Origin of the sequence: Coprococcus comes ATCC 27758, from assembly GCF_025149785.1 — a bacterium.
Classification (GTDB): domain Bacteria; phylum Bacillota; class Clostridia; order Lachnospirales; family Lachnospiraceae; genus Allocoprococcus; species Allocoprococcus comes.
On record NZ_CP102277.1, the window covers coordinates 517606 to 531065 of the forward strand.

10 protein-coding genes are annotated in these 13460 nt (G+C 41.0%); 9 read left to right on the forward strand and 1 reads right to left on the reverse strand.

Annotated features, from left to right (window positions below; all coding sequences use genetic code 11):
• Nucleotides 1–184 precede the first annotated feature (184 nt).
• The 8 genes from NQ556_RS02775 to NQ556_RS02810 all read left to right on the forward strand — a co-directional run bounded on the left by NQ556_RS02775 (nucleotide 185) and on the right by NQ556_RS02810 (nucleotide 11240).
• The gene (locus NQ556_RS02775) at nucleotides 185–1423 is read left to right on the forward strand and encodes an ABC transporter substrate-binding protein (protein ID WP_204575782.1); all 1239 of its coding nucleotides are present in this window, start codon (nucleotides 185–187) and stop codon (nucleotides 1421–1423) included.
• A 68-nt stretch (nucleotides 1424–1491) separates the two neighbouring features.
• Nucleotides 1492–2427, forward strand: a complete 936-nt coding sequence (locus tag NQ556_RS02780) for a carbohydrate ABC transporter permease (RefSeq protein WP_117558543.1) — start codon at nucleotides 1492–1494, stop codon at nucleotides 2425–2427.
• A complete protein-coding gene (locus NQ556_RS02785; RefSeq protein WP_022220172.1) occupies nucleotides 2427–3248 on the forward strand; it encodes a carbohydrate ABC transporter permease in 822 nt (273 codons plus the stop codon). The genes NQ556_RS02780 and NQ556_RS02785 overlap by 1 nt, the downstream gene beginning before the upstream one ends.
• Before the next feature lie 86 nt (nucleotides 3249–3334).
• A complete protein-coding gene (locus tag NQ556_RS02790; protein WP_008372613.1) occupies nucleotides 3335–6328 on the forward strand; it encodes a glycoside hydrolase family 2 TIM barrel-domain containing protein in 2994 nt (997 codons plus the stop codon).
• Between the two features lie 21 nt (nucleotides 6329–6349).
• Nucleotides 6350–8662, forward strand: a complete 2313-nt coding sequence (locus NQ556_RS02795) for a glycoside hydrolase family 65 protein (RefSeq protein ID WP_008372616.1) — start codon at nucleotides 6350–6352, stop codon at nucleotides 8660–8662.
• A 22-nt stretch (nucleotides 8663–8684) separates the two neighbouring features.
• Complete coding sequence (locus tag NQ556_RS02800) at nucleotides 8685–9590, forward strand: DMT family transporter (RefSeq protein WP_055157774.1); 906 nt, start codon at nucleotides 8685–8687, stop codon at nucleotides 9588–9590.
• The gene (gene pgmB / locus NQ556_RS02805; protein ID WP_008372621.1) at nucleotides 9562–10206 is read left to right on the forward strand and encodes a beta-phosphoglucomutase; all 645 of its coding nucleotides are present in this window, start codon (nucleotides 9562–9564) and stop codon (nucleotides 10204–10206) included. The genes NQ556_RS02800 and pgmB overlap by 29 nt, the downstream gene beginning before the upstream one ends.
• 17 nt (nucleotides 10207–10223) lie before the next feature.
• Complete coding sequence (locus NQ556_RS02810; protein ID WP_044999023.1) at nucleotides 10224–11240, forward strand: M20/M25/M40 family metallo-hydrolase; 1017 nt, start codon at nucleotides 10224–10226, stop codon at nucleotides 11238–11240.
• Nucleotides 11241–11337: 97 nt separating this feature from the next.
• Here the strand turns inward: NQ556_RS02810 and NQ556_RS02815 are convergent, their stop codons facing one another.
• The gene (locus NQ556_RS02815; protein ID WP_008372623.1) at nucleotides 11338–12471 is read right to left on the reverse strand and encodes a cell wall hydrolase; all 1134 of its coding nucleotides are present in this window, start codon (nucleotides 12469–12471) and stop codon (nucleotides 11338–11340) included.
• A gap of 146 nt (nucleotides 12472–12617) precedes the next feature.
• On the opposite strand from NQ556_RS02815, the gene NQ556_RS02820 reads away from it, so the two are divergent.
• Nucleotides 12618–13460, forward strand: coding sequence for a Cof-type HAD-IIB family hydrolase (locus NQ556_RS02820; protein WP_044999024.1), 843 nt, complete (start codon nucleotides 12618–12620; stop codon nucleotides 13458–13460).

The following is a 13460-nucleotide window of genomic DNA, read 5'->3' on the forward strand; positions in this document are numbered from 1 at the left end:
TATTTGAAATAAAAATATAATTTTACCAAGATAAAAATTGTGAAAAGTATATAAAAATATGGTGTAAATAATAGGTAAAATAGAGAAAAAATATTTATAGGGTAAAAAGTATTTACATTTAACCAGTAAAATAGTATAGTGGTTTTACCAAATAAAATAAGTGAATCAAAGGAGGAAATGATTTATGAAGAGGAAAATTGCAGTAATGTGCGTACTTGCACTTACAGGAACAATGATGCTGACTGCTTGTGGAAACAAGAAAGACAGTAATAATGGAAAGACAAGTGACGGAAAGACAGCAATACGTTTTGCAACATGGGATGTAGCTGATGATGTAGATGCTCAGCAGAAACTTGTAGATAAATTTAATGAGGAACATGATGACATTGAAGTAACACTGGAAGCATACGGAAGTGATTTTGATACAAAGATCAGTGCAGGTATGGGATCTGGAGATACACCGGATGTTATGTATATGTGGAACTACCCGGCATATGCAGATGGTCTTGAACCTCTGGATGAGTATATCGACAAAGAAGGCGATGACTATAAGAATGATTTCTACAGCACACTGTGGAATTACAACTCATTAGACGGAACAACATATGGTATTCCAGTGGGATTTACAACACATTCACTTTTCTATAACAAAGACCTTTTTGTACAGGCTGGTGTAGAAGAACCTACAGATGACTGGACATGGTCGGATCTTCAGGCAGCTGCCAAGACAATTGAAGAAAAGACAGGTCAGAAAGGTTTTGCATTCCAGATGAAACCAGATCCGTATGATTTTGAAATGTATCTGTGGAGCAATGGAACTGCTTATTGTGACGAAGACGGACAGATGGCAGGTCAGATTGATTCAAAAGAATCTCAGGAAGTATTTAAAATGTTCCAGGATATGGAAAAAGACGGATATGCAATTGCAACAGAAAAGAACGGAACTGATGAATTCCGTGCCGGTACAGTAGCAATGTATGTATATGGATCATGGTCAATTGCTTCGCTTAATGAGGATGGAATGAATTATGGTGTGGCAAAAATTCCTTCTTTTGACGGAAAGACCTCTGTAAGTATTCTGAGCTCTTCAGGACTTTCTATTTCAAAGGACAGCAAGAATAAAGATGCTGCATGGGAATTTGTAAAATACTGGACAGGCGAAGAATGCAACAAAGCAAGAATCGGTATGGAACTTCCGGTACTTAACAGTGTTGTAGAATCTGAAGGTATTATGGATGAACCAGAATATGCACCATTCTATGAGATGCTTGAGCAGAGTGATGGACATACTCCGGCAAGCTTCCTGATTGAAGACTGGTCAGAAATTTCAGAAAACCTCAGCTTATCATTTGAACAGATTTTCAATCCAAGCTCATACATGGATGTAAAAGATGTTTTAAAAGAAGCAGCAGACGCACAGTAATAGCATACAAACAAACCGGCGCCGGAACAATTTATGATTCCGGCGCCGATAAATAGGAGAGAAGAAAAATGAAGCAGAGAAAATTCCTGAAGACGGCCACACCGTATTTGTTTATTATGCCGTGGATTATCGGGTTCCTTGTATTTACAATCGGTCCCCTGATTCTGTCTTTGATCATGAGCTTTTTTGACTGGCCGCTTACCACAGCACCAACATTCAGGGGACTTGGAAACTATATTGATATGTTTACAAAGGACAAACAGTTCTGGAAATCCCTTATAATCAGTTTGAAATATGCGGCAATTTTCGTACCGCTTAACATGATTATTGCATTGTTCCTTGCAATGCTGATTACACAGCCGGTTAAAGGAGTAAAAGTATTCCGTACAATTTTCTATATTCCGGCAGTTATCTCAGGTGTAGCGGTTTCTATCATCTGGGGATGGATCCTCAACGGAGATTATGGCGTACTGAATTATCTGTTATCTCTTCTGGGAATCAAAGGACCGAAGTGGCTGGTTGATCCGGCATGGGCACTCCTTGCAGTTATAATTGCAAGTGCGTTTGGTGTTGGAACGATGATGCTTATCTTCTACACAGATATCAAAAATATTCCGGTTGATGTATACGAAGCTGCATCTATTGATGGAGCAGGTCCTGCAAGAAAATTTTTCAGTATTACACTTCCGATTATTACACCTACAATTTTATTTAACCTGATTACGTCAATTATCAGTTCTTTCCAACAGGTAACATTGGTTATGCTTCTTACCGGAGGCGGACCGCTTAAATCTACCTACTTCTATGGACTGTATACATACAATAACGCATTCAAACATCACAAACTTGGATATGCCAGTGCAAACGCATGGGTAATGTTTATCATCATTCTGCTGCTGACTGCCGTGGTATTCAAGTCATCATCCGCATGGGTATTCTATGAGACAGAAGCTAAAAACAGCGGAGCAAAGAAAACAAAAAAGAAAAAAGGGGGTAGAAAGTAATGAAGATGTCTAAAAAATCAAAAATTGTAATTTACATATTACTCGGACTGGTAGCCATTTACTTTCTTGCACCGTTTATTTACATGCTGTTTTCTGCATTTAAGACAGAAGGAGAAGCAATTGCATATCCGCCGAAACTTCTGCCGGCAGAATGGCATTTTGAGAACTTTATTAATGCATGGAAATCACAGCCGTTTGGAACATATCTTTGGAATTCAATTCTTGTAACAGTTCTGACAACAGTCGGACAGGTTCTTTCATGTTCACTGGTTGCTTATGGATTTGCAAGATTTAACTTTAAAGGAAAAAATATCCTCTTTATGATCCTGCTTTCAACAATGATGATTCCATGGGATGTTACCATGATTCCGCAGTACATGGAATTCAACTTATTCGGATGGATCAATACACTGAAGCCGCTGATCGTGCCGGCATGGTTCGGATCTGCCTATTATGTATTCCTGATGAGACAGTTCCTTATGGGAATCCCGAAGGATTTTGAGGAAGCAGCACGAATTGACGGCGCAAATCAGTTCCAGATTTACTGGAAGATTTTCATGCCGATCATGAAACCTTCATTGATTCTTGTCGGTGTACTTAATATGCTGACTGTATGGAATGACTATCTTGGACCACTCATTTTCTTACAGGACAGAAGCAAATATACATTGGCACTTGGACTTGCTTCATTTAAAGGAGTTCACAGTACACAGATTATTCCGATGCTTTGTATTACGATTATTATGATTATTCCGCCGATCATTATTTTCATTATCGCGCAGAAATATATTGTTGAAGGAACCAGTGGTTCTATCAAATAGACAGGCGTATGGAGCGGTCAGGCAGACTGTATCTGTCTGACCGCTGTTGCTGTCTTATATGGGATACCACTTGAGAGGAGAAAATTATGGCAAGAAAAAAAGTAAAAAGATGGGAAGACCATCGGATTACCGGAATTGGGAGAAGAGAAGCACGAACGGCTTTTTATAAAGATTCGCAAAAGAAAATCAGTTTAAATGGAGAATGGGCTTTTAAATATGTTGATGCACCGGAATTATCGCCGGAAGGATTTGAACAGTCGGGGGCATGTGAAGGATGGGATAAGATTGATGTTCCGTCCGTATGGCAGCTTAGAGGGTATGACAAGATGCATTACACAGATGTGTTATATCCATTTCCGGTAAACCCACCGCATGTACCAGATGAAAATCCAACTGGAATTTATAAAAAGACAGTTGTATTAGATGAACAGTGGATGGAAAAAGACACGGTTCTGAAATTCCATGGTGTTGACAGTGCATTTGATGTATGGGTAAATGGAAACCATGTTGGATTTGGAAAAGTCAGCAGACTGCCTTCAGAATTTGACATTACCGGGTTTGTAAAAACAGGTGAAAATGACATTACCGTTCGTGTATACAAGTGGTCAGACGGTACTTATCTGGAAGATCAGGATATGTGGTGGTTATCAGGAATCTACAGGGATGTAGAACTGATCAATGAGGAAAAGAATGCAGTTCTGGATCTTCGTGTAAATGGGACATTGGATGACAGCTACAAAAATGGTTTTTTTACAGCTGGAATTACAATGAAACAGGCTGGTACAAATCTTGGCTGGAAGCTTTCTTATAAAGGAAAGACTGTTCTTGAAGGTGAGCTTGTTTCGGAAGGAAAAGATATATGTATTGAGGCTGAGATCCCGGAAGTTCATACATGGACAGCCGAGACACCTGAGTTATATGAATTTACAGTAATGACAGAAAACCAGGAAGTAACAGTCAGATGTGGATTCCGCAAAATCGAGATCAAAGATAAGAACTTCCGTGTCAATAATCAGGTAATCCTTCTGAACGGAGTCAATCATCATGATTATAATCCAAGAGAAGGAAGAAGAGTGACAAGAGAGCAGATGGAATCAGATATTCGTCTGATGAAACAGTACAATATCAATGCTGTTCGTTGCTCGCATTATCCGGCAAATGAATATTTTTATGATCTGTGTGACGAATATGGACTTTATGTGATCGATGAAGCAGACCTGGAATGCCATGGATTTGAATGGGTAGAAAATTACACATGGATCACAGATGATGAGACCTGGAAAGATGCTTACGTAGATCGTAGTGTCCGTATGGTAAAGAGAGATAGAAATCATCCATCGATTATTATGTGGTCTATGGGAAATGAATCCGCATTCGGATGCAATTTCCGTAGTGCAGCAGAAGCAATCCGTGAGTTGGATGATACCAGACTGGTTCATTACGAGGGAGATTTTGAGGCAGAAGTGACAGACGTATATTCTACGATGTATACCAGACTGAAAGGTCTCAAAGAGATTGCAGAATATCAGATCAAAGGGGATAAGCCACACGTAATGTGTGAATATGGACATGCGATGGGAAATGGTCCTGGAGGATTAAAAGCATACCAGGATATGTATCGCAAGTACAAACGTCTTCAGGGTGGATTTCTCTGGGAGTGGTATGATCATGGAATTTACACTGAAGAAAAGGATAAGAAATATTATAAATATGGTGGAAATTATGGAGATTTTCCAACAAACGGGAACTTCTGCATCGATGGGATTCTGATGCCGGACAGAACACCGTCTCCGGGAATGGAAGAATACAAACAGATCATTGCACCAGTAGAAATTACAGCTGTTGAAGGAAGCATGAACAAGATTCAGATCCGGAATTATTATGATTTCCTGAATCTGGATACGACAACACTTTATTGGGAAGTAAAAGCGGAAGATCAGATGATACAGGACGGAACCGTTGAAGGACTTTCGGTTGCTCCGCATGAAGGCAAGATCATTGCCCTACCAATTACAGCATTTGAATTACAGGAAAATACAGACTATTATCTGAATCTGACTGTATGTCAGAAAGAAGAAAGAAACTATGCACCAGCAGGGTATGAAATCAAGAAAGTCCAGATTCCGATGCAGATTCGAAAAGATGGATTTTCGGTAAGAGAAACAGCTGATAAGCTTCAGGTAACAGAAGAACAAGGGGGGCTTACTGTAGAAAACAGCCGTGTGACAGCAAAATTCAGTACTGTATTTGGAAAATTGATTTCTTTTGGAAAAGATGGAAAAGAGTATCTGACTGAAGGACCGAGAATGAATGTATACCGTGCAACAATCGATAACGACATGTACAAGAAAGAGGACTGGATGAATAAATATTTTATTCAGAAACCGGTAGAAGAGACAGAATATGTCAGCTGTCTGAAAGAAGACGATAAGGTGATCGTCCGGATCGGAACATTCTTCAGTTGCTATAACCAGTCCTGGGGATTTGAATGTGATTACACTTATACGGTTTATTCTTGTGGACAGATGAAGGTGGAAATTCAGGGAAAAGCTGTTCAGAGAGGAAAACTGGAACCAGCGTTCTTACCACGTATCGGAGTCATTATGAAAGGAAATAAAAACTTTCAGAAGACGATGTGGTATGGTATGGGACCTGGTGAGAGTTATGTAGACAGTAAGGCTGCATCTATTATGGGAATTTACGAAAATACAGTTGACGGAATGATGACAGATTATGTATTCCCACAGGAAAACGGACATCATGAACAGGTGAAATGGTTCCGTATTGGAGATGGAAAAGATGGTCTGTTATGCAAGATGGAGGAGAAGCTTGGTCTGAACCTTGCTAATTATACCGATGAAAGTCTGGAAAAAGCACAGCATCCATTTGAAATTGAAAAAGCGGATGATGTGATTATCCATCTGGATTATCGCCAGTCAGGACTTGGAAGCAACAGCTGTGGAGAAGAACAGTTGGAAGAAAATAAAGTAAAACTTCAGGATTTTGCAATGGCATTTACTGTGCAGGCAGCAGAATGCGGAACCGAAATCCGGAAGGCAAGAAAACAGTATATCGATTAAGAATAAAGGAGACAATCATATATGAGCAGAGAAATGTTTTCAGGAAATCTGAGAAACAGATTACATAGCGATGAATGGCTCATCTGGCAGGATCAGTATGAGGCAAAAGAGAATCTCAAATATGAGAGTTTGTTTGCACTTTCCAATGGCTACCTCGGAATCCGGGGAAGTCATGAGGAAGGAACAAAGATTACACTTCCATATCTTTATATCAATGGAGTGTTTGACAAGTCAGAGACATTTATGCGTGAACTTTCCACACTTCCGAACTGGCTTGGAATCAGACTTTATGTAGAAAAAGAATTGATTGGAATTGAAGACTGTGAAATTTTGGAATTTTCAAGAGTGCTTGATATGAAAGGAGCTTTTCTTGGAAAGAGAGTTCGTCTGAAGGACTCAAAAGGAAGAGAGACTTTGATCGAAGGAATCCGGTTTGTGAGCAGAAACAATGTACACAGGATGGGAATCCGGCTTTATGTGACACCGCTCAACTACAGTGGAATTATTGAAGTAGAAAGTATTATTGATGGTACGATCATTAATTTTTATGATGCACCACGCTTTAAGGTAAAACATACTTATATGACAGCGAATGAAAAGCTGGCAGCAGATGGATGTTATGTGGAAGTTGCAACCAGAGAAAATCATCTGCATGTAGGTTGTGGATGCCGTATCGAAGCTTATGCAGATGGAAAACAGATTCTTGGAAACAGAATGATAAGCAGATTTGGTGAGCAGAGTGTGGAATTTGGTGATATCCATGTAGAAGAAGGAAAAGAAGTAGAAATCGTAAAATATGTTTCGATGTATACAGAAAGAGAATGTCCGGCTTATGCTCTTCATACAACAATCGAAAAAGAAATTGAAGGATTTGTTGAAACGGGATTTGATCAGGAACTGAAAGCGCATGAAGATGTTTATAAGAAGATGTGGGAAAATGCAGATATTCAGATTACAGGGGATGATGAATTGAACCGTGCAGTCCGTTTTAACATCTTCCATCTGATGAGTACGGGAAACGAACATGATGACAATGTGAATGTTGGGGCAAAGCTTTTAACAGGAGAAGAATATGGTGGACATGCTTTCTGGGATACCGAACTTTTTATGCTTCCGTTTTTCTCATGGGTATTTCCGAAGACTGCACAGAATCTGGAAAATTACAGATACCATCTTCTGGATGCAGCGCGTGCAAATGCACATAAGAATGGATATAAAGGAGCACAGTATCCGTGGGAGTCAGCAGATGATGGTACAGAGCAGTGTCCGGACTGGACCATTGAGCCGGATGGAACCTGTTATAGATGTTATGTTGCGGTATATGAGCATCATGTAACAGCAGCAGTTGCTTATGGAATCTATAATTATGTTAAGATCACGCAGGATATGGATTTCCTTTACAGCAAAGGAGCGGAGATTCTGACAGAGACAGCAAGATTTTGGGCAAGCCGTTGTGAGTACAACAAAGAGCAGGATCGTTATGAAATCAATCAGGTAACGGGACCGGATGAATGGCATGAACCGGTTAATAATAACCTCTATACCAATTATCTGGCGAGATGGAATCTCGGATATGTTCTTTCACTGCTTGCATCAATCAAGAAAGAGAATCAGGAAGCGTATGATATCCTGATCGAAAAGACAGGACTTACAGAGGCGGAAACTGCACACTGGAAAGAAGTGCAGGAAAAGATGTATCTGCCAAGAAAAGAAGGCACAAGACTTCTGGAACAGTTTGAAGGATATTTCGAGCTTGATAATGTAACAATCGAAAAATATGATGAGAATGACTGGCCAGTACGTCCGGATGCACTTAAGACAAAAAGAGCAAGAGAGACACAGATCAATAAGCAGGCAGATGTTGTTATGCTGTTACACCTTATGGGAAATGAATTTGATGAAGAAACGATTAAAGAAAACTACGCTTATTACGAAAAGCGTACACTTCATGGTTCTTCATTGAGTCCGAGTATTTTCTCTGTTATGGGGCTTAAAGTAGGGGATGATTCAAAAGCATATCGGTATCTTCGCCGCGCAGCCTTTATTGACCTGTTGAATATGCAGGGAAATACAAGAGAAGGAATCCATGCGGCAAATACTGGTGGAGTATGGCAGACAATTGTATTTGGGTTTGCAGGTGTAGCGCAAAGAGAAGATGGTATGTTGAAAGTTCATCCGAATATGCCAAAGGAATGGCAGGGATTAACATTCCGTCTGCATTATAGAGGGGCATGGCTTGAAATTACGGCAGATGGAAGTAATCAGGCAAAGGTCATTCGTCTTGCAGGAGAACCTGTAGAAGCTGAAATAAATGGAAAAGTAACAACAATCTAAAAAAGAGACGGGAGGATATATGATGAAAAAATGGCTGGCAATCGGAGGACTTATACTGGTTACGGTCATATGGGGAGGCGGCTTTGTCGCAAGTGATATGGCACTGGGAAGCATGAAGCCTTTCCAGATTATGATGGTAAGATTTTTGTTGGCATCTGTGCTGATGGGGATGATCAGCATGGGACAGCATAAAAAAGAAGGGAAACTTGAGAAGCGTGCAGGTGCAATAAAAGCAGGTATTCTGATGGGAATTGCACTTTTTGCAGGATTTGCACTTCAGATTATCGGTCTGCAATATACAACACCTTCCAAAAATGCATTCCTTACAGCACTGAATGTAGTTATAGTGCCGTTCATTGCATTTATAATTTTGAAGAAGAAAGTAGGCATGAAAGGAATCATTGGAGCAATCATGTCCGTTATTGGAGTAGCACTGCTTTCTTTGAATGGAAATCTTACACTGAGTCTGGGAGATGGTCTTACACTTCTCTGTGCGGTAGGATTTGCGTTCCAAATCTTTTTTACCGGAGAATTTGTGAAAAAATATCCGGCATCTGTACTGAACATGGTGCAGATGATCACAGCATTTGTATTATCGGCAGTCAGTCTTGTGATTTTTGGAGAGAACGATTTTCAGGTTACAACACAGGGATGGTTAAGTGTTTTGTATCTGGGAGTAATCAGTACGACTGTATGTTATCTGCTCCAGACCGCATGCCAGAAGTATGTAGATGAGACAAAAGCAGCGATTGTACTTTCAATGGAATCTGTATTTGGAACGATTTTTTCTATCATCATTCTGCATGAAGTGATTACACTTCGCATGGTGATCGGATGTGCGATCATCCTAGCCGCTGTCATCATTTCTAACTTGTCTGAAACAGAAGGAGAAGCAAAAGATGAAGAAATACAATGCAGTAATTTTTGATTTGGATGGGGTAATCTGTCATACAGATAAATATCATTATCAAGCATGGAAAGCAGTTGCAGATGAACTGGGAATCTATTTTGATGAAGAAATCAATAATCGACTCAGAGGGGTGAGCCGTATGGAAAGTTTTGAAATTATTCTGGAACGCTATGAAGGAGAAATGAGCGAAGAAGAGAAAGAATGCTGGACAACAAAGAAAAATGATATCTATAAAGAACTTCTGAAAAATATGAGTCCTGCAGATCTGTCTGCAGAAGTAAAGGAAACATTGGATGATCTTCGTGCGAATGGATATAAACTGGCGATTGGATCATCCAGTAAAAACGCAAGATTTATTCTCGGGCAGTTGGGACTTGGAGAGTATTTCGATGCAATTTCAGACGGAAATAATATTTCAAAATCAAAGCCGGATCCGGAAGTATTTGTGAAAGCAGCAGAGTATGTAGACGAACAGGTTGATAAGTGTTTGGTTGTAGAAGACGCAAAAGCAGGACTGCAGGCAGCAATCGCAGGGGGAATGGATTGTGCTGCTATCGGGGATGCAGTTGCAAGCGGACTTGGAACCTATAATCTGTCTGCATTTGCAGATCTTCTGAAAGTTACGGCTAAGTAAGAAAGAAGATGACTAGAATGAATGAAAAATTTTTAAATAACCTTCTTAACAGTATTTCGGTATCGGGTTATGAGGAGCAGGTGCAGGATATTGTAACAGAAGAAATGAAAGAATATACAGATGAGATTTGCCGTGATGAGATGCAAAATCTAACATGTATTCTGAATCCGGAAAACGATGTACGTATCATGCTTTCGGCACATGCAGATGAAATCGGACTTATGATTTCGAACATCCGGGAAGATGGAAGACTGCAGGTGATTGACCGAGGCGGAATTGTTCCGGCAACTTATCCGGGACGTCAGGTGCGTATCAAGACAAAAAACGGAGAGGTTTACGGTGTTGTCGAAGCATATCGTGATTTGTTCAAAGAAGAAAATCTGGGAACAAAGCATTTTCTGATCGATATTGGGGCGAAAGATAGAGAAGATGCTTTAAAGAATGTAAGTCTGGGAGATCCGATTGTTCCGGATACACATATTCGTAAGATGAAAAATGGTAAATTTACAGCCAGAGCATTGGATGACAGACTTGGTGTTTATATCATTATGGAAGCAATCAAGAGAGCGAAAGAGCTTGGATGTAAAGTTGGTGTCTATGGAGCTTCTACAACTGGAGAGGAGACAACGAAAACCGGAGCTTTCTGGACAAGTACACGGATTAATCCGACACTTGCGATTGTTGTGGATGTGACTTACACAAGCGACTGCAGTGGAATGAATCCGGCTGAGATGGGAACGGTTCTTCTGGGGGGTGGACCGGTTCTTTGCAACAGTCCGATCGTGGTAAAAACTTTAAATGCCAAAATGGAAGAATGTGCAAAAAAAGTAGGAATTCCAGTTCAGAGAGAAGCTGCAAGCAGGCTTAGTTATACGGATGGAGATAAGATTCATTTTTCAAATCAGGGTGTACCGATGGTATTGGTATCAATCCCGCTTCGTTATATGCACATGCCTGCAGAGGTAGCAGATGAAAAAGATGTGGAAGGTTGTGTGGAATTGATAGCACAGTTTCTTGCAAACTATAATGCGTAGAAAATAAAAAACGGTATTTACTCGTGAAAATGAGTAAATACCGTTTTTTTTATTCTGTCCTGTGAATGAATCGAACGTACATCCGCAGGGACAGGATTTAGAAAAATACATTTCCCCCAACGTTGATCCCGGACATTCCGGTACTTGCGCTTCGGAACTGGTAACATCCGCTTACGGATGCAAGCCGTGCTCCGCCGAGCGCTTCCTGAGCGACCTGATAGCATAAGGATACAGGTCCGCTTTGCAAGACGCGGCTTAAGCTTCCGTCCCAGGTTGGAGCAAACTGACCGCTCTGGTAGACGACACCGCTGATCGTATTCGGATACAGCGGACTCGCTACACGGTTCATGATGACTGTAGCAACGGCAAGAATACCGTCATAATTGTAACCGCCGGCTTCACACTGCAGAATTGCAGCAAAGAGAACCAGATCTGTGGTCTCGGCAGGAGTATCCGGAACTGTAATCGTCGTATTGCCGCCGGAACTACCGGAATCCGTGTTCCCGGAGCTGCTTGAAGTATTATTGGCAGCAGTCTGTGCAGCTTCTGCCTGTCGTTGTTGTTCTGCAGCTTCTTCTTCCTGTTTTTTCTTAAGTGCGGCAGCAGCGGCTGCCTGTGCTTCTTTTGCTTTTGCCAGTGCTTCGGATGAAGCCTGAAGTTCACCGGAAGTAGAGGAAATCTTATCATTCAGTTCCTGTTCCTGTTGGTCGAGATTTGTTTTCATCTCTGCCAGAGAAGCCTGCTCTGCTTTCAGATCAGAGTCCTTTTTAGCGACAAGCTCGTGAACCTTCTGTAATTCATCCAGCATATTTCTGTCGTATTCTGTAATGTTCTTGACAAATTCTGCTTTGTTTAAGAAATCTCCCATGCTTTCAGAAGAAAAGATGATCTGCAAGAGTGACGTATTTCCTGTTTCGTACATATATTTGATTCTTTTCTTCATAGCATCATACTGTAACTGCTCGTCCAGTTTTGCGGCGGCAAGATCCAGTTCTGCTTTCTGTACGGAAGCATCCGTATCCTCAATTTTTGATGCAAGATCTGTGATCTCAGCGCTGAGACTAGTAAGGTCCTGATTCAGAGAGTCGAGCTGGTTCTGAAGACCGTTTGTCTGCTTTTCGAGAGAGTCTACAGTGTCATCGGCGTAAGCTTTTGTAAACGGGGAACAGACCAGGGCAGCGGTAAGGAGTGCGATGGTTGTCCTTGAAAATGCTTTTAACCTTTTCTTCATAATTCTTCCTTTCTTCAAAATTGAGCTTTTATCAGTATACTACAAAATGCCTGAATCCGCAAATTTTGTTATACATACACGGGGAATCGTGTTATACTAAGATTTGAAATGTATTTTTAGCTTTACCATAAATGAGGGAATTATTCATGAAAAAGATAAAAATGATAGGGCTTGATCTGGATGGTACTTTACTGAATGATAAGAAAGAACTGACCAGTCATACAAGAGAAATACTTACACGTGCGATCGACCAGGGGGTAACAGTGCTGGTCGCAACAGGGCGTCCGGTGACAGGGATCCCGGAAGTGCTCCGGAATTTCCCGGGGATGCGGTACGCATTGACATCGAACGGCGGAAGGATCCTGGATTTACAGGAAGAAAAAGTACTTTATGCCAATATGCTCTCTTATGAGATGGGAGCAGCGATCCTTAAGATTTTTGGAGATTATGATACGTTCAAGGAGATCTATTTTGATGGAAGAGGTTTCGTACAGGCAGATGAACTTTTGAAAGTCGGAGAGTATCTGCGGAATCCTGCGATGGCAGATTATATCCGAACCACCCGCAAAGGCATTACGAGTCTCTGGGAGAAGATGGAAGAGATGAATGGGCATGAGATGGATAAGATCCATGCACTTTTTAAGAGCCAGGACGAACGGCTGGAAGCAAAGCAGCGGATCATGGAGCTTGGGGATTTAAGCATCAGTGATTCGATGGGAACGAACCTGGAGATCAATGCACCGGGAGTCAACAAAGGAATGGGACTGATTCAGCTTGGCAGGCTTCTTGGAATTGAACGAGAAGAGATCATGGCATGCGGGGATGGCAACAATGACCTGATGATGTTAAAAGAAGTCGGATTTGGTGTTGCGATGGCAAACGGAGCAGATGAAGTAAAAGAGGTGGCAGATTATATCACATTGTCCAATGAGGAGGATGGTGTGGCGGCTGCCATTGAAAAATTTGTATTGAATCCCGAGAGGGGATAG